Origin of the sequence: Streptomyces violascens (assembly GCF_014649955.1) — a bacterium.
In the GTDB taxonomy this organism is placed as follows: domain Bacteria; phylum Actinomycetota; class Actinomycetes; order Streptomycetales; family Streptomycetaceae; genus Streptomyces; species Streptomyces violascens.
On record NZ_BMUA01000013.1, the window covers coordinates 208,837 to 230,288 of the forward strand.

The 21,452-nt window shown below is 71.8% G+C and carries 23 protein-coding genes; 12 read left to right on the top strand and 11 right to left on the bottom strand.

The window, feature by feature from the left end; genetic code table 11:
- The first annotated feature begins 37 nt into the window (after positions 1–37).
- Both hemG and hemQ read left to right on the top strand, forming a co-directional pair.
- Complete coding sequence (hemG, locus tag IE206_RS24810; protein ID WP_189965641.1) at positions 38–1,441, top strand: protoporphyrinogen oxidase; 1,404 nt, start codon at positions 38–40, stop codon at positions 1,439–1,441.
- A 31-nt stretch (positions 1,442–1,472) separates the two neighbouring features.
- Entirely contained in the window at positions 1,473–2,189 is a 717-nt protein-coding gene (hemQ, locus tag IE206_RS24815) for a hydrogen peroxide-dependent heme synthase (protein ID WP_189965643.1), read from the top strand.
- Positions 2,190–2,252: 63 nt separating this feature from the next.
- Here the strand turns inward: hemQ and IE206_RS24820 are convergent, their stop codons facing one another.
- From IE206_RS24820 to IE206_RS24840, 5 genes are all read right to left on the bottom strand, one after another.
- Entirely contained in the window at positions 2,253–3,851 is a 1,599-nt protein-coding gene (locus IE206_RS24820) for an alpha/beta hydrolase (protein ID WP_189965645.1), read from the bottom strand.
- 107 nt (positions 3,852–3,958) lie between these two features.
- On the bottom strand, positions 3,959–4,717 hold the full coding sequence (locus tag IE206_RS24825; RefSeq protein ID WP_189965647.1) for a TIGR04222 domain-containing membrane protein: 759 nt from the start codon (positions 4,715–4,717) through the stop codon (positions 3,959–3,961).
- 81 nt (positions 4,718–4,798) lie between these two features.
- Positions 4,799–5,578, bottom strand: a complete 780-nt coding sequence (locus tag IE206_RS24830; RefSeq protein WP_189965649.1) for a DUF4142 domain-containing protein — start codon at positions 5,576–5,578, stop codon at positions 4,799–4,801.
- 163 nt (positions 5,579–5,741) lie between these two features.
- Positions 5,742–7,022, bottom strand: a complete 1,281-nt coding sequence (locus IE206_RS24835; RefSeq protein ID WP_189965651.1) for an MbnB/TglH/ChrH family RiPP precursor modification enzyme — start codon at positions 7,020–7,022, stop codon at positions 5,742–5,744.
- A gap of 84 nt (positions 7,023–7,106) precedes the next feature.
- The gene (locus IE206_RS24840) at positions 7,107–7,712 is read right to left on the bottom strand and encodes a DUF4142 domain-containing protein (protein ID WP_189965707.1); all 606 of its coding nucleotides are present in this window, start codon (positions 7,710–7,712) and stop codon (positions 7,107–7,109) included.
- A gap of 357 nt (positions 7,713–8,069) precedes the next feature.
- Between IE206_RS24840 and IE206_RS24845 the strand changes: the two genes are divergently transcribed.
- Positions 8,070–9,302: a lipase gene (locus IE206_RS24845; RefSeq protein ID WP_229853217.1), complete on the top strand. Its 1,233-nt coding sequence runs from the start codon at positions 8,070–8,072 to the stop codon at positions 9,300–9,302.
- Positions 9,303–9,320: 18 nt separating this feature from the next.
- Here the strand turns inward: IE206_RS24845 and IE206_RS24850 are convergent, their stop codons facing one another.
- The gene (locus tag IE206_RS24850) at positions 9,321–10,049 is read right to left on the bottom strand and encodes a peptidyl-tRNA hydrolase (RefSeq protein ID WP_226599765.1); all 729 of its coding nucleotides are present in this window, start codon (positions 10,047–10,049) and stop codon (positions 9,321–9,323) included.
- Positions 10,050–10,119: 70 nt separating this feature from the next.
- Here IE206_RS24850 and IE206_RS24855 point away from each other — a divergent pair, with 70 nt between their 5' ends.
- From IE206_RS24855 to IE206_RS24870, 4 genes are read left to right on the top strand one after another with little or no spacing between them, the layout of a single operon-like run.
- Positions 10,120–10,797, top strand: coding sequence for an AIM24 family protein (locus tag IE206_RS24855; protein WP_189965655.1), 678 nt, complete (start codon positions 10,120–10,122; stop codon positions 10,795–10,797).
- A gap of 23 nt (positions 10,798–10,820) precedes the next feature.
- Entirely contained in the window at positions 10,821–11,753 is a 933-nt protein-coding gene (locus IE206_RS24860; RefSeq protein ID WP_189965656.1) for an ATP-binding cassette domain-containing protein, read from the top strand.
- Entirely contained in the window at positions 11,750–12,418 is a 669-nt protein-coding gene (locus tag IE206_RS24865; protein WP_189965658.1) for an ABC transporter, read from the top strand. The genes IE206_RS24860 and IE206_RS24865 overlap by 4 nt, the downstream gene beginning before the upstream one ends.
- Before the next feature lie 32 nt (positions 12,419–12,450).
- A complete protein-coding gene (locus tag IE206_RS24870; RefSeq protein ID WP_189965659.1) occupies positions 12,451–12,651 on the top strand; it encodes a hypothetical protein in 201 nt (66 codons plus the stop codon).
- A 14-nt stretch (positions 12,652–12,665) separates the two neighbouring features.
- Here IE206_RS24870 and IE206_RS24875 read toward each other — a convergent pair whose 3' ends face one another.
- The gene (locus IE206_RS24875) at positions 12,666–13,517 is read right to left on the bottom strand and encodes a polysaccharide deacetylase family protein (RefSeq protein ID WP_226599764.1); all 852 of its coding nucleotides are present in this window, start codon (positions 13,515–13,517) and stop codon (positions 12,666–12,668) included.
- Between the two features lie 245 nt (positions 13,518–13,762).
- On the opposite strand from IE206_RS24875, the gene IE206_RS24880 reads away from it, so the two are divergent.
- The gene (locus IE206_RS24880) at positions 13,763–14,515 is read left to right on the top strand and encodes a hypothetical protein (RefSeq protein WP_189965664.1); all 753 of its coding nucleotides are present in this window, start codon (positions 13,763–13,765) and stop codon (positions 14,513–14,515) included.
- A 141-nt stretch (positions 14,516–14,656) separates the two neighbouring features.
- On the opposite strand, the gene IE206_RS24885 is transcribed toward IE206_RS24880, so the two are convergent.
- Both IE206_RS24885 and zapE read right to left on the bottom strand, forming a co-directional pair.
- Positions 14,657–15,082: an OsmC family protein gene (locus tag IE206_RS24885; protein ID WP_189965666.1), complete on the bottom strand. Its 426-nt coding sequence runs from the start codon at positions 15,080–15,082 to the stop codon at positions 14,657–14,659.
- 66 nt (positions 15,083–15,148) lie between these two features.
- Entirely contained in the window at positions 15,149–16,255 is a 1,107-nt protein-coding gene (zapE, locus tag IE206_RS24890) for a cell division protein ZapE (RefSeq protein ID WP_189965668.1), read from the bottom strand.
- Here zapE and IE206_RS24895 point away from each other — a divergent pair.
- The 4 genes from IE206_RS24895 (at position 16,254) to msrB (ending at position 19,563) form a co-directional block, all read left to right on the top strand.
- Entirely contained in the window at positions 16,254–17,027 is a 774-nt protein-coding gene (locus tag IE206_RS24895) for a pyrimidine reductase family protein (RefSeq protein WP_189965670.1), read from the top strand. The two genes, zapE and IE206_RS24895, sit on opposite strands and share 2 nt — an antisense overlap.
- A gap of 153 nt (positions 17,028–17,180) precedes the next feature.
- The gene (locus IE206_RS24900) at positions 17,181–17,648 is read left to right on the top strand and encodes an indole-3-glycerol phosphate synthase (RefSeq protein WP_189965672.1); all 468 of its coding nucleotides are present in this window, start codon (positions 17,181–17,183) and stop codon (positions 17,646–17,648) included.
- 99 nt (positions 17,649–17,747) lie between these two features.
- Complete coding sequence (gene murC / locus IE206_RS24905; RefSeq protein WP_189965674.1) at positions 17,748–19,142, top strand: UDP-N-acetylmuramate--L-alanine ligase; 1,395 nt, start codon at positions 17,748–17,750, stop codon at positions 19,140–19,142.
- Positions 19,143–19,161: 19 nt separating this feature from the next.
- Positions 19,162–19,563: a peptide-methionine (R)-S-oxide reductase MsrB gene (gene msrB / locus IE206_RS24910; RefSeq protein WP_189965676.1), complete on the top strand. Its 402-nt coding sequence runs from the start codon at positions 19,162–19,164 to the stop codon at positions 19,561–19,563.
- 58 nt (positions 19,564–19,621) lie between these two features.
- Here msrB and IE206_RS24915 read toward each other — a convergent pair whose 3' ends face one another.
- Both IE206_RS24915 and IE206_RS24920 read right to left on the bottom strand, forming a co-directional pair.
- A complete protein-coding gene (locus IE206_RS24915; protein WP_189965678.1) occupies positions 19,622–19,996 on the bottom strand; it encodes a chorismate mutase in 375 nt (124 codons plus the stop codon).
- A gap of 157 nt (positions 19,997–20,153) precedes the next feature.
- Complete coding sequence (locus IE206_RS24920; RefSeq protein WP_226599763.1) at positions 20,154–20,888, bottom strand: 4'-phosphopantetheinyl transferase family protein; 735 nt, start codon at positions 20,886–20,888, stop codon at positions 20,154–20,156.
- Between the last annotated feature and the right edge of the window lie 564 nt (positions 20,889–21,452).

Here is a 21,452-nt window from a genome sequence, read left to right on the forward strand (position 1 = left end):
TTTCGGGTCGTCGTTCGCGGTCTGAGACAGTGGAGGCATGGACAACGCCGCCACCCGTGCCCCGCACATCGTCGTCGTCGGAGGCGGGATCTCCGGACTCGCCGCCGCCCACCGGCTGCTCGGGGCCGGTGCCCGGGTGACCGTGCTCGAAGGCAGCGCGGTCCTCGGCGGCAAGCTGCTGGCCGGGGAGATCGCGGGCGCGCCCGTCGACCTCGGCGCCGAGTCGATGCTGGCCCGCCGCCCCGAAGGCGTCGACCTGGCCCGCGCGGTCGGCCTCGGCGACCGGCTCCAGGCGCCCGCCACCGCGGCCGCCTCCATCTGGACCCGGGGCGCGCTGCGGCCGATGCCCAAGGGGCATGTCATGGGCGTCCCCGCGCAGCCCGGCACCCTGCACGACATCCTCTCCGCCGAGGGCCTGGCCCGCGTCGAGCAGGACCGTGAACTCGCCCCGACCGAGGTCGGCGAGGACATCGGCGTCGGCGAGTTCGTCGCCAAGCGGGTCGGCCGCGAGGTCGTCGACCGCCTGGTGGAGCCGCTGCTCGGCGGCGTGTACGCGGGCGACGCCTACAAGATCTCCCTGCGGGCCGCGGTCCCCCAGCTCTTCGAGGCGGCCCGCACCCACGACTCGCTGCTCGACGGCGTCCGGGACATCCAGGCGAAGGCCGCCGCACAGCAGCAGACCGGCCCGGTCTTCGCGGGCCTCGACGGCGGCCTCGGCACCCTGCCCGGCGCGGTCGCCGACGCCGTGCGCGCCCAGGGCGGCGAGATCCGTACCGAGACCCCCGTCCTGGGCCTCGCCCGGACCGCCGACGGCTGGCAGATCCGTACCGACACGGAACTCCTCGCGGCCGACGGAGTGATCCTTTCCACTCCCGCCTGGTCCGCCTCCGCGCTGCTCGCCGCCGAGTCGCCGGTCGCGGCCGCCGAGCTCTCCGAGGTCGAGTACGCCTCGATGGTCCTGGTCACGCTCGCCTTCCGGCGCGCCGATCTGGCCGGGTTGGAGGAGCGCTCCGGGTTCCTGGTGCCGCCGGTGGACGGCCGCACCATCAAGGCCTCCACCTTCTCCTCGTACAAGTGGCAGTGGGTGAAGGAGCGCGGCTCGGACCTGTTCGTGCTGCGTACCTCGATCGGGCGCTACGGCGAGGAGCAGCACCTGGACTGGGACGACCCCGATCTCGTGGACGTCTCGCTCGGCGACCTCGGCGAGGCCGTCGGCCTGTCCGCCCGGCCCGTCGCGACCGAGGTGACCCGCTGGATCGGCGGGCTTCCGCAGTACCCGGTGGGCCATCTCGCCAAGGTCGCCCGCATCCGGGCCGAGGTCGCCAAGCTGCCCGGACTGCGGGTCTGCGGCGCCGCGTACGACGGTGTCGGCATCCCGGCGTGCGTCGCGAGCGCCCGGCGCGCCGCGGACGAGATCATCGCCACGTCGACCCTGGCGTAGAACACCCAGAGTGACGCGGGACAATAGCCACATGAGTGCTGCTCCGGAAAAGATTCCCAACGCGGGGAAGAAGGCGAAGGACCTCAATGAGGTCATCCGCTACACCCTGTGGTCTGTCTTCAAGCTGCGCGACGTACTCCCCGAGGACCGGTCGGGTTACGCCGACGAGGTCCAGGAGCTGTTCGACCAGCTCGCCGCCAAGGACATCACCGTCCGCGGCACCTACGACCTGTCGGGTCTGCGCGCGGACGCCGACATCATGATCTGGTGGCACGCGGAGACCTCCGACGAGCTCCAGAGCGCCTACAACCTGTTCCGCCGCACCAAGCTGGGCCGTGCGCTGGAGCCGGTGTGGTCGAACATGGCGCTGCACCGGCCCGCCGAGTTCAACAAGGCGCACATCCCGGCGTTCCTCGCCGACGAGCACGCCCGCGACTACGTGTCGGTCTACCCCTTCGTGCGCAGCTACGACTGGTACCTGCTGCCCGACGAGGACCGCCGCCGCATGCTCGCCGACCACGGCAAGATGGCGCGGGGCTTCCCCGACGTGCGGGCCAACACGGTCGCCTCGTTCTCGCTCGGCGACTACGAGTGGCTGCTCGCCTTCGAGGCCGACGAACTGCACCGCATCGTCGACCTGATGCGCCACCTGCGCGCCTCCGAGGCCCGCATGCACGTCCGCGAGGAAGTCCCGTTCTACACGGGCCGGCGCAAGAGCGTCGCCGACCTGGTGGCGGGCCTCGCCTAGCAAGACCAGGTGAGCCGGGTCCGCGCCACGCGAGCGGACCCGGCTCACCCCTGACCCGGAAGATCAGAGAGTGGGCATCACATGCCCCGGCCTGCCGGCTGCCCGCTCGTCCAGCGACACCGGGTTCGGCTCCGGGTGCGGCGCGCACGATGCGCGCCGCACCGGCGTCCGACCGTTCAGCAGATAGTCCTCCACATAGCCGTTGATGCAGGAGTTCGCGCCGCCCGCGATGCCGTGCGTACCGGCGTCCTTCTCCGTGACGAGTACGGAGCCCGGCAGCCGCCGCTGGAGTTCCAGCGCCCCGTGGTACGGCGTCGCCGCGTCCCGCTCGGCCGCCAGGATCAGCGTCGACGGCAGCTCCCCCTCCTTGGCCCCCACCTCCATCGGCGTCTGCTGCGGGGTCGTCCAGAAGGCGCACGGCAGGTTCATCCACGCGTTGTCCCACGTCTCGAACGGCGCGACCGTCGCGAGCTTGCTGTTGTCGCGGTCCCACGTCTCGAAGTCCTTCGGCCACGCCGCGTCGTTGCACAGGACGGCCGTGTACACGGCGTTGCCGTTCTCGTCGTCGCGCGCCGTCTCCGGCTTGGGCGCGGCCTGTTCGATCAGTGGCTTCGGATCGCCCTTGAGGTACTCCGACAGGGCGGTGGCCCGGCTCGACCAGTAGTCGTCGTAGTACCCGGCCTTGAGGATCGCGGCCTGCAACTGCGCGGGTCCCACGATGCCGCCGGCCGGCTCGCGGGTCAGCTTGGCCCGCACCTTCTCGTAGCTCTCAAGGACCTCGTCGGCCGTGACACCCAGGTGGTAGACCGCGTCGTGCTTGGCGACCCAGGTGCGGAAGTCCTTCCAGCGGCTCTCGAAGGCCAGCGACTGGTCGAGGTTGTTGCGGTACCAGATCTGCTGGGGATCCGGGTCGACCACCGAGTCGAAGACCATCCGGCGGATGTGGCTGGGGAACAGTGTCGCGTACAACGCCCCGAAGTAGGTGCCGTACGAGGCGCCCATGAAGGTCAGCTTCTTCTCGCCGAGCGCGGCCCGCAGCACGTCCAGGTCACGCGCGTTGTTGATGCTGGTGTAGTACGGCAGCGCCGCCCCGGCGTTGCGCGCACAGCCCTGGGCGTACGCCTGGGCCTGCGCGATCCGTTCCTTCTTGTACGACTCCGAGGGGTGCGAGGGCGACTCGGTCGGGGCCTTGGTGAAGTCGGCCGGGTCCTGGCAGGACAGCGGCGCCGAGCGGGCCACCCCGCGCGGGGCGTAGCCGACGAGGTCGTACGCCGCGGCGATCCGCTTCCAGCCGGCGAGCTGGGCGACCATCGGGAAGTACATGCTGGAGGCGCCCGGCCCGCCCGGGTTGAACACCAGGGCGCCCTGTCGCTGGTCGCGTTTGCCCCTGGCCCTGACCCGGCTGACGGTGAGCTTGATCTGACGGCCCGTCGGCTGGGCGTAGTCGAGCGGGACCTCGACGGTGCCGCACTGCACCGAGCCGGGCAGCGACTCGACCTGCGGGCAGCGGCCGAAGGTGATCGGCGCCGCGGCCGCGCGCTGGGCGGCCGCGGCCACGCCCCGGGCCTCGGCGGTCAGCCGGTCGGCGCTGCCCGCGGGCGCGGCGACGAGGGAGGAAAGAACGAGGGAACCCAGGGTTCCGTACAGCGCTACAGCTCTCATCGCCGGTGCATTCCCTTTCGTGCTGCGGTACTACAGAAGTACATATGGTTCGAAAGGGAATACTTCGCCGGGGGTGAAGTAAAGCAGCGGGGCCGCTGAGGGGTCCGTCATTGACCCCGATGCGCGAAGCGACCGCTCGTCAGGGCGCTGCGCAGTCGGGGATCGTCGACCGCGCGCAGACCGTGCACCGCGACCGCCGTGAGCGGATCGCCCGCCGGGTCGAGCCCGCCGAGCAGGCGCCGACCGTCGGGCGAGGCCCAGCGGGTGTACGGATGGATCTCGACGCGGGCGATGACGAGGCAGCCGAGCGTCAGAACGAGGGGGAGCGCGAACCAGGCGGCGATCTCGCCCCGCCCGGTGTCCCCTTCGCCCGGCATGAGCAGCGCACTGACGGCGAGCACGGTGATCAGCAGGGTGGCGCTGCGCACCGCGCGCACCGAGGAGCTGACCCCGCGGCGCACGGCGTCGGGGACGGCGAGCCCGGCTCCGGCGAGCCGGTCGGCGAGCGAGCGCACCGCGTCGGCCGCGGCCGCGCCGGACCGTATCGCCGCTATCCGCTCCTGGCCGCCCGGGCCGATCGCGGTGAGGACGGACCGCTCCAGGTCGTCGCGTGCCTCGGGGTCGACGACGGTGGCCCAGCCGGTGTGCGCGAGCAGCAGCCGGCGGGCGCGGTGCATGGAGACCAGGGTCAGGTCGGCGACCCGGTAGGGGCCGCCCGCCAGGAACGCGGCCTCGTAACAGGACAGGCCCTGGTCCCCGTCCGGCCGCGGTTGGGGTCGGGCCGCGGCCACGGCCGCGAGACACAGGCGGCCGCAGGACAACCCGGCCGCGACGATCGCCGGCAGAAGGAAAAGGACCCAGAACATGGCCGAGTTGTATGCGAAGTTGACGCCTCACCGCCACACCCTGTCCACAATTTGGGCGTCGGTTCTCGCTCAATCGCTTCGTCACGGAGTGTGGGAGGCGGGCTCGGGGGACGCCTCGTCCTTGGGGCGGGAGGCGGCCGGCGGCAGCGGGAAGGACGGTGACGCGCTGTCGGACGGCGGGGGCGTGAGGGGGACCGGGCTCGTCGGGGTGGCCCCGGGCGTGGGCGGCGGCGGACCGGTGGGGCTCGCGGTCGCGGCGCCCCGCGCGAGCGCGTCGAAGTCGACGAACCCGGTGGCCTCCAGCATCTTGATGTGGTCGAGGACGGTCGTGTTCGCATCGTCGGCGAGCGAGCGCACCAGCGTGTTGCGGGTGTTGGCCCGGATCTGCGCGACCAGGGCGAACACCTTGCCGTGGGCGGCGCGCAGGAGGTTGGCGAAGTCCCGCTCGTAGGCGATGCCGGTGTCCGCCGTCAACTGGCGCAGCCAGCCCTGCTGCTGGGCGTTGGGCTGGTCGGGCAGTTCCATGCCCAGGTCGGCCGCGACCTCGCGGACCCGGGCGTCCAGGAAGGCGTGCCCGTCGACGAGGTGCTGCCCCGCCGCCTTGACCGCGGCGCTGGGATCCCGCTCGATGGCCTGCTGGCCGGCCGGTCCCTCCCAGAGCCCGGCGAGCCGCACCCGCACCACGAAGTCGCGGTCGGCGGCGGACAGCGGACCCCAGCGGGTCCCCACCGTACCGGCGTTGAGATCGGCGAGCGGCGTGCCGGAGCGGTCGGCGTACGACCAGAGGGGGAAGAGCAGCGCGAGCAGGGTCGCCGCGAGGGCGATGACGACGAGCCCGGTACCGGACAACAAGCGACGCATGGGTGCCTCCTGGTGCGGTGCCGCACGGTAGTGCGGGTGCCGCTGATCCCGGAGGCGGTTTCGTGAAATAGGTGGCCGGATGGTGTGGGGGTCGTCACGTGGTACGGGAGTTCCGGTCGGCTTCCTTGCGTGCGGGGTACGTTAACGGGTTGGGCTCCCCGGATCAGGCCGCCCGGGTCAGCGTGCGAAGGAGCCGGGCCGCCCGGCCCGGCGGCCTGGCGCCGGCCCGCTCCTTCCACCAGCGGGCGAGCGCGCGGCGGGCCTCCGCGTCGGCGGGCGGCCGGGCGTCGAGCAGGAAGCGCGCGAAGTTCAGGGCGTCCTGTCGGTAACCGCCCCGCATCGGCCGGGCTTTGGCGTACGCGGCGAACGCCTCCCGGTAACCGTCCCCGAGGATCTCCGGCAGCTCGGGCGCCACCTTGGCCACCACATCGGCCCGCTTGGCCGCGAGCGCCCGGGCCTGCACCCGAAGGCGCGGCCCGTCGAACCCGGCGGGCGCGGGCGTACCCGCCGTGAGCGAGGAGAGCAGGGCGGTCTGGGCGAGGGCGAGCCGCTCGCGCGACCGGCCGACGTCTTCGGGGGCGCTGGGGGTCCCCGGTTCCGCGGGGGAGGGGACGGGAGGCTTCGCGGCCCGCAGGGTGACCCGGATCGCGTCGAGCTCACCGGCCAGCTCCTCCGCGGGCGGAAACGCCTCGTCCCGCTCCAGGAGCACGCCGGGCGGGGTCACCCGCGAGGCCAGTTCGGCCAGGACGTCGAGGACCTCCCGGGGCACGGGGTGGGCGTGGGTGTCGTGCCACACGCCGTCGCGCTCGACGCCGCCCGCGACATGGACGTAGGCGATCGCCTCCAGGGGCAGCTCGTCGAGGACCTTCGCGGGGTCCTCGCCGCGGTTCACCCGGTTCGTGTGGAGGTTGGCGACGTCGATGAGCAGCCCGACGCCAGTGCGCTCGACGAGCTCCGACAGGAACTGACCCTCCGTCAACTCCTCGCCGGGCCAGTCGATCAGGGCCGCGATGTTCTCCAGGGCGAGCGGCACGGGCAGTGCGTCCTGGGCGATGCGGACGTTCTCGCACAGGACGCGCAGGGCGTCCCGGGTGCGCGGTACCGGCAGGAGGTGGCCCGCCTCCAGCGACGGCGAGGCGGTCAGGGCGCCGCCCGCGCGCACGAACGCGATGTGCTCGCTGACGAGCGGAGAGCCGAGCGCCTCGGCCCGGGCCGCCAGATCGGCGAGGCGGCCCGCGTCCGGCGGCTCGGCGCCGCCGAGACCGAGCGAGACCCCGTGCGGCACGACGGTGACGCCGCGCTCGCGCAGGCGCAGCAGCGAGTCGGGGAGGTGGCCGGGGCAGAGGTTCTCCGCGACCGCCTCGACCCAGTCGATGCCGTCGAGCCCCTCCACCGCCCGAGCGATCTCAGGCCGCCAGCCGATGCCGATGCCCAAATGCTTCATGGACAGGTCATGGCCCGGTGCCCCGCCGCCGAATCCCGCGCGGGGCACGTTCAGAGCTTGATTTGAGGTTGCCGGCCTCGGTGATCAGCTGGGGGTGGCCAGCGCGTCGAAGTCCACCAGGCCGGTGGCCTCCAGCATCGTCATGTGGTCGAGCACGGTGTTGTTGGCGTCGGTGGCCAGGTCCCGTACGAGGGAGTTCCGGGTGGTCGTGCGGACCTGGGCGACCAGGGCGAACACCTTGCCGTGGGCGGCGCGCAGGAGGTTGGCGAAGTCCCGCTCGTAGGCGGTGCCGGTGTCCGCCGTCAGCTGGCGCAGCCAGCCCTGCTGCTGCGCGTTGGGCTGACTGGGCAGCTCGATGCCGAGCTTGGACGCGACGTCGAGATCGTGCTGGTTCAGCGCCGCGTGCCCCATGACGAGATGGTCCCCGGCCGCCTTGATCGCCGCGCTGGGCGCCCGCTGCTGCGCCTGCTGCCCGGCCGGCCCCTCCCAGAGCCCGGCGAGCCGCACCTTGATGACGAACTCCCGGTCGGTCGCGGACAGCGGACCCCAAGGGGTCGGCGTGGACGCGGAGTCGAGGCTGGCCTGCGGGGTTCCGCCCCGGTCCGCGTACGACCAGACAGGAAAGGCGAGCGCGCCGAGCGTGGCCACGAGCACCGCGATGAGCAGCCCTGTGCCGTTGACGCGACGCAGGGCAAAACGACCCGAACGAACTATTCCACGCGACAAGGTGCCTCCCGGGGACGGCCAGTTGAGAGCGCGAGCGCTGCTCGGCGGTACCGGGGGATACGGATGGGGCGGATGTTGCGTTCAGGGGGCGGAAGGAGCAATTCAGCGACCGGTATGCGGCGGGAGGGAGGTTCCCGGCGGGGGACGGCCCCCATGGGGCATCGGGGGACTGCACCAGTGCATGGACCGCGGTGACCCACGAGTCTGAACAGGCCTTGTTTCGGACCCAGTTGGAGGACTCCCGTGGGAATCTGCGCTTCACCCTCACCATCCCCGTCGTCGCGCACCGCCCGCCGCTACCGGGCGGCTCGCCGGGCAGGCGTGTCCGTCCTGTGCTGCGGTCTGCTGCTCGGCGGACCGGTCGTGGCCGGGGCTGCCGCGGCGCCGTCCGCCCACACCCGGACGGGACAGGAGTCGCACGGCCGGGGCACGCCGGTCTCCGCCGAGAAGCTGTACACGCTCGACTCCGCGCAGGCGGTGGCCGCCGAACTGCGAGGCGCCGGGTTCGACGACGGGGCGGTCCGGCACGGAGTGGTCGCCTACCGCCTCGTCTACCGGACGGTCGATCCGGAGGGGCGGCCCACCACCGCGAGCGGACTGCTCGTGCTGCCGTTGCACAGCGAACGCCGGCTGCGGGCGGTCTCCTTCACGCACGGCACCGGCGTCCACAAGAACGACTCCCCGTCCATGAGCCGGGGGAGTTTCGTGTCCGCGCCGGTGATCGCACACGCGTCGGCGGGGGCCGCGGGCGTGGCGCCCGACTATCTCGGGATGGGCAAGGGCCCCGGCCCGCATCCCTGGATGGACATCGACTCCGAGACCACGGCCTCCCTGGACATGCTGAGAGCGGCCCGCACCTTCGCGCCGCGTACCGGGCACGTACTGGAGCGCCCGGTCCAGGTCACGGGATTCTCCCAGGGCGCCTCGGCGGCCCTGGCGCTCGGCCGGGCCCTTCGGGCGGGAGAGGACCGGTGGTTCCGGCTGGGCGCGCTGGCACCCGTCAGCGGCGCCTACGACTTCGGCGGCACCGAGCTGTCCGCGCTGCTCGCGGGCCGCCTCGATGCCAAGTCCGGTGTGCTGTACGCGGCTTACACCCTGGTGGCCTTCAACCGGCTCCACCACGTCTACGAACAACCCGGGGAGGTCTTCCGTGCCCCGTACGACGGCACCGTAGAGGCACTCTTCGACGGCGCGCACACCGGGGAGCAGCTGATGCGCGGCACCCCCGCCACGCTGGGCGAGCTGCTGACCCCGCGCGGCCGGGAGCTGCTCGCGCATCCGACGGGACCCCTGGCGGCGGCGCTGCGCACGACCGACGCCGTCTGCACCGACTGGACGCCCCGCACGCCGGCCAGGCTCTACCTGGCGACCGGGGACGAACAGGCCGCCACCGCCAACACCACGCGATGCCGCAAGGCGCTGCTCAGGAACGGCGCGGACGTCCCGGTCGTCGATGTCGGCCCGGTCGACTACCACGGTTCCCGTCACCTGGGATCGAATGTCGCGGCCACGGCGGACATCGTCCGCTGGTTCCGGCAGTTGCGCGAGAAGTGACCGACAGGAGGGCGAACGTCAGCCGGCGCGCAGGGCCGGGTGGTCCGCGACGACCGTGCACGAGCCGGGGGCGATCTCCGTGAACCCCGCGTCGCGGACCACCGGGAGGCCGCTGAGCGTCAGTTCGCGCCATGCGGCCGGGTCCGCGGTGCGTACCGAGAGGGGGAAGCCGGCCTCGCGCCAGGCCTTGCGGTCCGCGTCCGACAGCTCCCACCAGGCGAGTTGGGCGCCGTGCCCGGCCTGCGCCATGGCCTTGCCCGCGGACATGCCGAGGTCCGGGTTGAGCCAGAGGACCGGTGCGAGCGGATCGGGGGCGTCCGGATCCGCCGGGTCGTCCAGGTCCGTCCCCGACACCTGGAGCTTGGCCAGCTCCTTGGGCCAGCCGTCCAGCGGCACAGGCGGGAAGACGCGTACCTCCGCCGCCTTCCCGGTCACCGTGATGCCCGGCAGCGCCGAGGCCTTGCGCCACTCCGCGCCGCGGGCCCGCCGCACCACCTTGCGGATCCGCGCGTCCTGCCAGTCGCGCATGAGCTGCGCCCACTCGCCCTCGTCGTCGCCCTCGCCCAGCGACCGCTCGTCGGAGAGCATCACGAGCACCGCGCGGGCCGCCGTCTCCAGCGCGTCGGTACGCGCCGGGGGCCCGGCCTTCTCGATGCGTACGACCAGCGGCAGCACGAACTGCGGCGCCTCGTCGCGCGGGGACTCGTGGTGAAAGGGGCTGTCGGAAGGGGTGTCCTGAGTGCTCACTCCACCAGTCTGCCAGCCGCCGAACCGGTGATTCTTGGCGGAATGAATTGTTCCGGGACAGGATGCGCGCATGAAGAGCGACCTTTTTGCCAAAGAGAACATGGCCCAGCCGGCGACCGTCGCCGGAATGACGCTGGAGAACGCCAAGTCGATCAAGTACGCCGTCAACGGCGAGATGCTCGCGCGCCAGGGCGCGATGATCGCCTACCGCGGCACCCTCCAGTTCGAGCGGCGCGGCCAGGGCATCGGCGGCATGCTCAAGCGCGCGGTGACCGGCGAGGGCCTGCCCCTGATGTCGGTCAGCGGCCAGGGCGAGGCCTGGTTCGCGCACGAGGCGCAGAACTGTTTCATCGTCGACATAGAGCAGGGCGACGCCCTCACGATCAACGGCCGCAACGTGCTGTGCTTCGACGCCTCGCTCAGCTACGAGATCAAGACGGTCAAGGGCTCCGGCATCGCCGGCGGCGGCCTCTTCAACAGCGTCTTCAGCGGCCACGGCCGGCTCGGCCTGGTCTGCGAGGGCAACCCGCTGGTCATCCCGGTCTCCCCGCAGTTGCCGGTCTACGTCGACACGGACGCGGTGGTCGGCTGGAGCGCCAACCTCCAGACCTCCCTGCACCGTTCGCAGTCCATCGGCTCGATGCTGCGCGGCGGCTCCGGCGAAGCCGTCCAGCTGATGCTCCAGGGCGAGGGCTACGTCATCGTCCGGCCGAGCGAGGCGACTCCGCAGAAGGCGCAGCAGCACTGAGCACCGCACGCGCACTGCGGGGCGTGGGCCGTCGGTACTCCATCGGCGGCCCCTGGGTCCTGCGCGGCATCGACCTGGACCTGCCCGGGGGAGCGCTGGTCCGGGTGGAAGGCGTCAACGGCACCGGAAAATCAACCCTGTTGAGGCTCCTCGCTGGCATCGACGCGCCGACCGAGGGCCGCGTCACCGGCCGACCGCGCACCGCGTACGTCCCCGAACGCTTCCCGGCGGCGCTGCCCTTCACGGCCCTCGGCTATCTCACGCACCTCGGCCGCATCCACGGTCTGCCGCGCCGGACGGCGAAGGAGCGGGCGGGACAGTGGCTGGAGCGGTTCGGCGCGGCCGCGCACGCGGGCACCCCGCTCGCCGAACTCTCCAAGGGCACCAGCCAGAAGGTCGCCGTGGCCCAGGCACTGCTCGCCGAACCCGCACTCCTCGTCCTGGACGAGGCATGGACCGGCCTCGACACCGAGGCCCGCACCGAACTCGACCGCGCGGTGCACGAACGCGTGGCGGCGGGCGCGACGGTCGTCTTCGTCGACCACGACCCGAAACGACTGTCCGGCGGGGAGGACGCGCGGTACGCGGTGGTGGGGGCGGGCCTGAAGCGCGTGCCGCTGAATGATGTGGGCCTGAGCAGTGTGGGCCCGGACCGTGTGGCGCCGGGCCGTGTGGGCCCGAGCCATGTGGGACCGGACCATGTCGTGCCGAGCTGTATGGCCCCCATCCATGTGGCCCCCATCCATGTGGCCCCGACCCATGGGGCCGAGACCCTCCTCGTCGACATAGTCGGAAGCGCCCCGCTCCCGGCCCGACTACCCGGTGCCCCCGAGGAGTTGGAGGCTCCCGACGGCATCCGCACCCTGCGTGTGGCCGCCGCCCACTCCGACGACCTGCTGCGGGCATTGCTCGCGGCCCGTCCGCCCTGGCACATCCAAGGAGTGCGTAGCCAGTGATCCCGCTCGTCCGCTACCAGAGTGCGCTGCTCCTGCGTTCCCAGCGCTGGCTGGGTCCGGTCCTGCTGTACGCGGCCTTCATGGGTATCGGCGTGCGGGCGGGGGAGCCGGTGCTCGACTCCCTGGGGTACGCGGCGGCCGGGCTGCTCCCGGTCGCGGCCTGGCTCGTGCGGATCTGCGTCACCCAGGAGCCGGAGGCCGCCCGCACCTGCGCCGCCGCGGCGGCGGGCCCGGCCCGGGTCCACCTCGCGACCCTGCTTGCGGCGACGGGCTCGGCGGCTCTGCTCGGCCTCGCGAGCACGGCGTACGTCGCCGCCGTGAGCGACCCCATGAGCGGGGACCACAAGGTCGCGGTGCCGCTGGGTTCCGCGACCCTGGCGGGGCTGATCGCCACCGGGGTCTGTGTGCTGACCGGCGTCGTGGTCGGCGCGCTCGGCAGCCGTCCGGTGCTGCACGGGAGAGGCTGGTCCCTCTCGCTCACCGCACTGGCCGCACTGCTCGCCCTGGTGCTCTCGCCATCGCCCGCGCAGTACGCGGTGTTCGGCCTGGTCAGCGGCTCGCGGACCGGCGTCGTACACCTCGCGGTGCTGCCGCTCGCCGCCGCGATCGTCCTCGCGGGAGCGGCCGCCGCCGGGGTCTGCGCGCTCAGCTCGCGACGCCGCTGAGCCCGCCCCCGTACCCGATTAGGCTCGACGGCATGGACGAGACGCAGGATCCCGAGACGTACTGCCAGGGCGGGCCCGTCGCTGCGGCCGCCACGCCCGGCCCGGTGGACGGCCCCTTCGCCGAGTGCGTGCTGTGCCGCCGGCCGACCGAGTACCCGGAGTCGACCAGGGGCAGCACGCTGTGCCCGGTCTGCGAGTGGCAGGAGGCCCAGCGCACGGCCTGCTCCGGCTGACCCGTGGCCGAGACTCAGTGGTGCGTGGCGCTGCGGATCAGGTCGGAGACCTTCACGAAGCGGTAGCCCCGCTTGCGCAGCTCCGGCACGATGCGCTGGATCGCCGCGTCGGTGACCGGCGCCGCGCTGCGCGTGCAGTGCATGACCACGAGCGAACCCGGCTGCACCCCGGCCAGCACCTGCTCGGCCACCGCGTTCGCGTCCTTGGCGAAGGCGTCCCCGCTCACCACGTCCCACTGGACGGCGGTCATCTTCAGCGGGGCCAGCGTGCGCAGCACCTCGTCGTCGTAGCAGCCACCGGGGAAGCGGAAGTACGGTACGGCGTTCTGCACTCCGGCCTTCTTGAACTGGGCCGCCGCCTTCTCCACGTCGGCCCGCCTGCGGTTCTTCTCGACCACGGGCAGCCCGTAGCAGTCGGCCTTGAACGCGTAGTGGCTGTAGGAGTGGTTGCCGATCTCGAAGTTGGGGTCGGTTCCGATGGCGCGGGCCTCGGCCGGATACTCCTTGGCCCACCGCCCGGTCATGAACACCGTGGCCGGCACCTTCAGCCGCTTCAGGTCGGCGATGAGCTCGGGGTTGTCGAAGTGCTCGCCGCCCGCCGCGCGCGGACCCTGGTCGGACGTCATGTCCGCGTCGAAGGTCAGCGCGACGACCTTCTCGCCCTGGGGGTTCTTGGGCGCCCGCTCGAAGACCGGGGTGATCCCGCCGGGGCCGGGCGCCAGGGTGGGAGGACTCTTGGGCGCGCCCGCGGCCGCCGAGGCCGAGGGAGCCGCCTCGTGCGGGGCCGGCGCGGGGTCGGAGCCGCAGCCCGCGAGCGAGGCACCGAGCAGGGCAATCGCGAGCAGCTTTCGTACAGTAATGGTCACAAACGGAAAGTATCCGATCGTATCGACCCATTTGTTCGCGCCGCTCCCGCAGCCCCGGAGATTCCGGCCAATGCCGTACAGCGGTACTTCTGAAGGCCCGCCGCCCCCGTCCGCCGCAGGGCCCCGGCCCCCACCCCGCAACGCGACCGATCCGCCCCGGCGGACTACGCTCGTTGCATACGGATCACACGCCCGAACAGGCCCCTTCGCAGGCAAGGCGCGGTTCAAGGCCCCAGGGAGGCGACGTGTCCGGATACCGTACGGCCGCATGCTCGGCGGCTCTCTGCGCGGCGGCCCTGCTCCCCCTCGCGGGCGCGGCCACCGCTCACGCCGACGACACCGGTTCCCTCACCGCCGACCAGATCTTCCAGCGCTCCCACGAAGCCCTGCGCGGCGCGAAATCCCTGCACATCACGGCCAGGGGCGACCTGCGCGCACCCGGCTCCCCGACCTCCTTCGACCTCACGCTCGACCGGTCCGGGAACTGCCGCGGTTCGGTGAGCCTCGGCCCGCAGGGCTCGGTCGAGATCGTGAAACGGGGCGCGGACGTGTGGATGAAGCCGGACGCGGCGTTCTGGAGCAACGAGGTGCCGGGTGGCGGCAGCGCGCTGGCCTCGCTCGTCGGCAACCGGTATCTGAAGGGCACCACCAACGACCCGGTCCTGCGGGACACGACCGGCGTGTGCGACCTCGACACCTTCCAGAAGTACCTCGACGCCTCCGCCAAGATGCCGGCCACCGGCCTCACCAAGGGCAGGCCGGCCACGGTCGACGGCACCGCGGTCATCCCCGTCACGGCCACCGAGCAGGGCCGCACCTACACGCTCGACGTCGCGGCGACCGGCAAGCCCTACCCCGTGCGGATCACCGTCGCCCAGGGCAGCGCCGCGCCCGATGCGACCGTACGCTTCGACGGATTCGACCAGCCGGTACCGGCCGCGACCCCGTCCCCCGCCGAGACCGTCGACATCTCGGGCCTGATGAGCCGCACGTCCTGAACTCCGGCGGGACATTCACCCATCCGTGCGGGGACGCGCGGCGGCTCGCGGAGCCCGTGCCCCGTCCCGGCCACCGCGCGTCCCCTCCGGTCCGGGTACGTTCCCTCGATCGAGGGAGGGAACGTACGGCCGGCGGCAGCCTCAGGCGAGCTCGGCGGTGAGCGTGATGGTGGTCCCCGAAAGGGCCTGGCTCACCGGGCAGTTCTTCTTGGCGTCCTCGGCGGCCGCCTGGAAGCCCTCCTCGTCGAGGCCGGGGACCTCGCCGCGCACGGTGAGGTGGATGCCGGTGATGCCCTCGCCGGGCTGGAAGGTGACGTCGGCCTTGGTCTCCAGGCGGGTGGGCGGGGTGCCCGCGCCGGTCAGACCGTGCGAAAGCGCCATCGAGAAGCAGCTGGAGTGGGCGCCCGCGATGAGCTCCTCCGGGCTGGTCTTGCCGTTGGCCTGCTCGGCGCGGGACGGCCAGGAGACAGCCTGGGACGCGATGCCCGAGGAGTCGAACGTGACGGTGCCGGAGCCCTTGATGAGCTCGCCTTCCCAGACCGTGTGCGCCGTGCGCGTGGTGGCCATGGTGATTCCCTTCTGTGGCCGAGGGGACCACGGACGGATGCAGCTTCGGCCCCCTCGGCCCCAAACCTACTGCGCCACAAGGCCCTTCGCGTCGCGGGCGAGCGCGGTCAGGCGGGAGATCGCCCGGAAGTACTTCTTGCGGTAGCCGCCGTTCAGCATCTCGTCACTGAACAGCCGGTCGAAGGGCTCGCCCGAGGCGAGCACCGGCACCTCGCGGTCGTACAGCCGGTCGGCGAGCACCACAAGGCGCAGCGCGGTCGACTGGTCGGGCACCGGCCGCACGTCGGTCAGGCACACCGCGCGCACCCCGTCCGTCAGCGCGCCGTACCGGCTGGGGTGGACGCGCGAGAGGTGGTCGAGCAGCTGCGGGAAGTCGTCGAGTGCCGCGCCCTCGGTGGCGTACGCCGCCTTGGTGACCTGCTCGTCGGAGTACGGGGCAGGGGCCTCGGGCAGCCCCCGGTGGCGGTAGTCCTCGCCGTCGATCCTCAGCGGGCGGAAGTGCGCCGAGAGGCCCTGGATCTCGCGCAGGAAGTCCACGGCCGCGAACCGGCCCTCGCCGAGCTTGCCGGGCAGCGTGTTGGACGTCGCGGCGAGCGCCACACCGTTGTCGACGAGCTTGCGGAGCAGTGAGGACACGAGCACGGTGTCGCCCGGGTCGTCGAGCTCGAACTCGTCGATGCAGAGCAGCCGGTGGCCGCTCAGCGTCTGCACCGTCTGCTGGAAGCCGAGGGCGCCCACCAGGTTCGTCAGCTCGACGAACGTGCCGAAGGCCTTGAGCGCGGGCTCGGCCGGAGTGGCGTGCCACAGCGAGGCGAGCAGATGGGTCTTGCCGACGCCGTATCCGCCGTCGAGATACACCCCGCGCGGCCCGGTCACGGCGGCCGGCTTCTTCGCGAACCAGCGGCGCCTGGCGCCGACGGCGTGCGCCCCGCCGAGCCCCGCGGCGAAGGACGACAGGACCGTGACCGCCTCGCTCTGGCTCGGCTGGTTCGGGTCCGGTACGTACGTCTCGAAGCGGACCGAGTCGAACCGCGGCGGCGGCACCATCTCGGCGACCAGACGATCGGCGGGGACATGCGGCGCGCGGGCGCAGAGCGACACCGGGGCCGCTTCGGTTATGGGGCTGGTCGACACAGTCCCTAACTGTAAGGGCCGTGCCAGACTGCACGGCATGCGACAACTGTTCCCTGTGACCGACCAGACACCGGACGCCGAGCAGGCAGAAAGCGCACAGTGGTCGCTCGACCGGCTGGCCGACGCCTACGCCTATCCCCGTACGGACGGCCCCTGGCTGCGGGCCAACATGGTGTCCTCGCTGGACGGCGCGGGCCAGCACGAAGGCCGCTCACAGCCGCTGTCCTCCGACACCGACATGCGCATCTTCGGCACCCTGAGGGCGCTCGCGGACGCGGTGGTGGTGGGTGCGGAAACGGTACGCCTGGAGGGGTACCGGCCGGCCCGGGCGCGCGCCGAGTTCGCCGAGCGCCGCAAGGCGGCCGGGCAGGGCCCCGCACCCGTGATCGCCGTGGTCACCGCCAGCCTCGACCTCGACTTCTCGCTGCCCCTGTTCACCGCGCCGCTCGTCCCGACCCTGATCCTGACCGGGGCGGCCGCCGACCCCGACCGGGTCCGGGCGGCCGAGCGGGCGGGCGCCGAGGTGGTGGTCGCGGGCGACGGCCCCGGCGTCGAGCCCGAGTGGGCCGTGCAGGCCCTGGCCGACCGCGGCCTGCTGCGGCTGCTCACCGAGGGCGGACCGCGGCTGCTCGGCCAGTTCGTGGCCGCCGGGGTGCTCGACGAGCTGTGCCTGACGGTGTCCCCGACGCTGACCGCCGGCGACGCGCAGCGCATCGCCGGAGGGCCCGCGGTGAAGGTCCCCCAGCGGTTCACGCCGACGTCCGTCCTGGAGGACGCCGGGTTCCTCTACACGCGTTACCGTCGAATCTGACAATCGGTGGAATTCGCCGTTCCGGTTAGCTCACGCTGGGCACACTTACTCACGCAGACCCCGTGCGGGCACGGGGAAGGATGGTTTCCGCAGGGGCCGTACCCGCCAGTCAGCGGTGGCGGCGGCCATGGAGAAAATAGAAGGGCGCCTGTCGTGTTCACGAGCGTATTGATGATCGAGAAGCCCCTGACCTCCGTCGACGTGGAATTCGTCACCACCCTGCACGGGGACGAGCCGGTTTCCTTCGTCGTGCTCATGCAGCCGAGGGGTGACCAGGACCGGCTCCTGCGCGCCATCGACGACGTGGCCCTCGGCGAACTCGACGAAGCCGTCCACGAGGGGGACGAACCGGAGGGCTCCGCCGCGCAGGGCCCCGCCGAACTGGCGCTCCAGCGCTCGGTGCAGTCGCTGCGGGACGCCGGAAGCAAGGCCGTGGGGCATGTGGTCGACGACCATCCCCTGGACAAGCTGAAGGGCGTGGTCGACGAGGTCAACGCCGACGAGGTCATCGTCCTGACGGCGCCGCACTACGTGGAGGAGTTCTTCCACCGGGACTGGGCATCGCGGGCCCGCCACAAGGTCGGCGTCCCCGTCCTGAAGCTTTTCGCCCACAGCGAGTAGCCCCGCGCGGCCCCCGTCCGGAGCCGTGTCGCGGCCGGAGCCCCCACAGGAATTAGGGTGGGGGCTCCTTCTGTACGTCGCACCCCGGGAGAGAATCGCATGGCATCCGCCATTCCCACCGCCATGGAACGGCCGCACTTCATCGGCATCGGCGGTGCCGGCATGTCGGGCATCGCGAAGATCCTGGCCCAGCGCGGGGCCGAGGTCGCGGGCAGCGACGCGAAGGAGTCCGCCACCGCCGAAGCGCTGCGGGCGCTCGGCGCGACCGTGCACATCGGCCACGCGGCCGAGCACCTCGCCGCCGACGCCACCTGCGTGGTCGTCTCCAGCGCGATTCGCGCCGACAACCCCGAGCTGGCCCGAGCCGCCGAGCTGTCCGTGCCCGTCGTGCACCGCTCCGACGCGCTCGCCTCGCTCATGGGCGGCCTGCGCGCCATCGCCGTGGCGGGCACCCACGGCAAGACGACCACCACCTCGATGCTGGCCGTCGCCCTGACCGAGCTGGGCCTGGACCCCTCGTACGCGATCGGCGGCGACCTCGAAGGGCCCGGCACCAACGCCCGGCACGGCGAGGGCGACATCTTCGTGGCCGAGGCGGACGAGAGCGACCGCAGCTTCCAGAAGTACGACCCCGAGGTCGCCATCGTCCTCAACGTCGAGCTCGACCACCACGCCAACTACGCCTCGATGGACGAGATCTACGACTCCTTCGAGACCTTCGTCGGCAAGGTCAGGCCCGGCGGCACCCTGGTCATCGCCGCCGACCAGCCCGGCGCGGTGGAACTCACGAAGCGCGTCCGCGACCTGTCCTCGCTCAACGTCGTCACGTACGGGGAGTCGGAGACGGCGGACGTACGCGTCCACAAGGTCACCCCGCGCGGCCTCACCTCCGAGGTGACCGTCCTCCTGAACGGCAAGTTCCTGACCTTCACGGTCTCGGTCCCCGGCCGCCACTACGCCCACAACGCGGTGGCCGCGCTCGCCGCGGGCGTCGCGCTCGGCATCCCGGCGCACAACCTGGCCTCCGCGCTCGGCAAGTACACCGGCGTCAAGCGCCGCCTCCAGCTCAAGGGCGAGGCCAAGGGCGTCCAGGTCATCGACTCCTACGCACACCACCCGACCGAGATGACCGCCGACCTGGAGGCGATGCGGGGCGCGGCATCCGACGCGCGCCTCCTGGTGGTCTTCCAGCCCCACCTGTTCTCGCGCACCCAGGAGCTCGGCAAGGAGATGGGCGAGGCCCTGGCGCTGGCCGACCTCTCCGTCGTCCTCGACATCTACCCGGCCCGCGAGGACCCGGTCCCCGGCGTCACCAGCGCGCTGATCATCGAGGCGGCCGAGGCGGCGGGTGCCACGGTGACCGCCGTGCACGACAAGTCGACCGTCCCGGACGTCGTCGCGGGAATGGCAGCCCCCGGAGATCTCGTTCTCACCATGGGCGCGGGCGACGTGACGGACCTCGGCCCGGCCATCCTGGCCCGCCTGTCGAACTGATCCGACGAGGAGCACCCCCATGTCGTACGACGTCGAGAAGCCGGACGAGCAGTGGCGCGCGGAGCTGACGCCCGCCGAATACCAGGTGCTGCGCCAGGCCGGCACGGAGCCCGCCTTCGTCGGTGAGTACACCGACACCAAGACGGAGGGCGTGTACTCCTGCCGTGCCTGCGGGGCCGAGCTCTTCACCTCCGGAGAGAAGTTCGAGTCGCACTGCGGCTGGCCGAGCTTCTTCGACCCGAAGGACACCGACGCGGTCGAGCTCATCGAGGACCGCACCCACGGCATGGTCCGCACCGAGGTCCGCTGCGCCCGCTGTGGCTCCCACCTGGGCCACGTCTTCGAGGGCGAGGGCTACCCGACCCCGACGGACCAGCGGTACTGCATCAACAGCATCTCGCTGCGGCTGACCGAGAAGTAGGGCTGGAGCAGGTAAGGGGCCGGGACGGACACAGAGTCTGTCCCGGCCCCTTCGCTTTCTACCCGCTCACCTTGACGGTGCCCCGGCAGATTTCGAGGATCTTCATCGCGATGGCGCTTCCGGGGCGCCCGAACCGGTCGGCGTACCGCTTGATGATGACGTTCTCGCGGCTGAACTCGGTACGCCGCCCGCCCGCGGCGATCCGGACCTCCTGGACGGCCTCGGACAGTTCGCGGCGGCGCTCCAGGAGGCCGAGGATCTCGGCGTCGAGCACGTCGATGGAGCTTCTGAGCTCCGCGATGGCGGCTTCCGTGGTGGCCTTGTCACCGGTCGGCAGTGTCTGCAGGGTCATGGTGCTCTCCTCGTGGGGCAGGGCAGTTGACGTGCTGGACGGTCGGCCTGGCGCGGATCCCGGTACGGGAAGGTCAGTCATGGACGGCGGCGGACGAGGGGTCGTTTTCCATGCCCCAACACCTATCAAGTGATGGCGTGCTGGTCGGATGAACTCGCCGGAAAAACAGGACAGTTCAGCACCTGAACCCCTGTGCCAGGAGGTCCTCCTGAGGCGGCGGGGCTGCTGGTGGCGCCGCTCAGGCGTGCTCGTGGAGGCGGACGTCGAGGTGACCGCCGTCGGCTTCCGCGGGTACGGATATGGCTGCGGCCCAGGTGCCGGGCACGGCGAGGTCCATCACCGTCCAGGATTCGGGCGTGCCCGGCACCCCGGCGGCCACGACGGCCGGGCCGGAGCTCTCCGGCCGGGTTTCGACGGCGGACAGATCGGTGGTGATCCCTACGCCCACCGCCTTGAGCACGGCCTCCTTACGCGTCCAGCAACGCAGGAAGGCCTGCGTGCGGGCATCTCCTCCGGGAGCGCCGAGCACGACCCGGCGCTCGGACTCGGTCAGCGTGGTCGGCGCGAGCTCCTCGATCGGGAATTCCCGTACGACCTCGACGTCCACCCCCACCGGGACGCGGGCCACGGCGAGCATGCCGCAGCCGTCGGTGTGCGAAATGCTGATCCATAGAGGGGAGTCCGGGTGCAGCACGGCGGGCGGCCCGTGCAGCGGATCACCGCACCCCGGGCACGGCCTGCGGCCGAGGCCTATCTCTGCGGGCGGCACATCGAGGAGCTCCGAGAGGATCCGCCGGCTCGCGGCGCGCCCGGCGACGTATCCCACCGCCGTCCTTACGTGCACGAACCGTGCGGCGCGGTCGCGCTCGTCCTTGCTGAGCAGGGCCAGGTCGGCCGGGGCGATGGGGCCGTCTCCGGTACGCCACCACCAGGCGTGCGCGACGGCGGTGTCGGGTTCGAGGATCAAGGTCACGGAGGAACGCTACAGCCCCCGGGTTGCGCCGTGTTGACCCCCGAAGTTGACGCGGGCCCGGCAGGGCCGTAAGGTCCTTCGAGTTGCCACGGAGCCGGAACGGTTCCGCAGCAACCGTCCGCCGCAGATTCTGCGGCACCCAACTCAGCACGATCTCCCGCCCGGGGTGAATTCGGCATGCCGAATTCTATTTCCGGTCGGACCGGAAGGCTCGATTATGAATCGGCCGGGGAAATCAGCTAGAGTTCGGGACGTCGGAACGGCCCAAAAGCCGGGAAGGCAAACCCCAGTCTCGACGGGGAATCGGACACGAAAGAGTCTGATAGAGTCGGGAACACGAAATACCGAAGGGAAGCGCCCGGAGGAAAGCCCGAGAGGGTGAGTACGAAGGAAGCGTCCGTTCCTTGAGAACTCAACAGCGTGCCAAAAGTCAACGCCAGATTGACAACCCTGTCTCCACTTCGGTGGGACGAGGTTCCTTTGAAAAGTCCTGCCGGTCCTTGTGGCGGGTAGGCAACAACACAGCGAGGACGCTGTGGACGGGCCGCCTTATTCCGGTGGTTC

Coding starts and splice junctions, on each gene's coding strand:
- hemG (WP_189965641.1), top strand. CDS start 38: ATGGACAACGCCGCCACCCGTGCCCCGCACATCGTCGTCGTCGGAGGC.
- hemQ (WP_189965643.1), top strand. CDS start 1,473: ATGAGTGCTGCTCCGGAAAAGATTCCCAACGCGGGGAAGAAGGCGAAG.
- IE206_RS24820 (WP_189965645.1), bottom strand. CDS start 3,851: ATGAGAGCTGTAGCGCTGTACGGAACCCTGGGTTCCCTCGTTCTTTCC.
- IE206_RS24825 (WP_189965647.1), bottom strand. CDS start 4,717: ATGTTCTGGGTCCTTTTCCTTCTGCCGGCGATCGTCGCGGCCGGGTTG.
- IE206_RS24830 (WP_189965649.1), bottom strand. CDS start 5,578: ATGCGTCGCTTGTTGTCCGGTACCGGGCTCGTCGTCATCGCCCTCGCG.
- IE206_RS24835 (WP_189965651.1), bottom strand. CDS start 7,022: ATGAAGCATTTGGGCATCGGCATCGGCTGGCGGCCTGAGATCGCTCGG.
- IE206_RS24855 (WP_189965655.1), top strand. CDS start 10,120: ATGAAGAGCGACCTTTTTGCCAAAGAGAACATGGCCCAGCCGGCGACC.
- IE206_RS24870 (WP_189965659.1), top strand. CDS start 12,451: ATGGACGAGACGCAGGATCCCGAGACGTACTGCCAGGGCGGGCCCGTC.
- IE206_RS24885 (WP_189965666.1), bottom strand. CDS start 15,082: ATGGCCACCACGCGCACGGCGCACACGGTCTGGGAAGGCGAGCTCATC.
- IE206_RS24895 (WP_189965670.1), top strand. CDS start 16,254: ATGCGACAACTGTTCCCTGTGACCGACCAGACACCGGACGCCGAGCAG.
- zapE (WP_189965668.1), bottom strand. CDS start 16,255: ATGCCGTGCAGTCTGGCACGGCCCTTACAGTTAGGGACTGTGTCGACC.
- murC (WP_189965674.1), top strand. CDS start 17,748: ATGGCATCCGCCATTCCCACCGCCATGGAACGGCCGCACTTCATCGGC.
- msrB (WP_189965676.1), top strand. CDS start 19,162: ATGTCGTACGACGTCGAGAAGCCGGACGAGCAGTGGCGCGCGGAGCTG.
- IE206_RS24915 (WP_189965678.1), bottom strand. CDS start 19,996: ATGACTGACCTTCCCGTACCGGGATCCGCGCCAGGCCGACCGTCCAGC.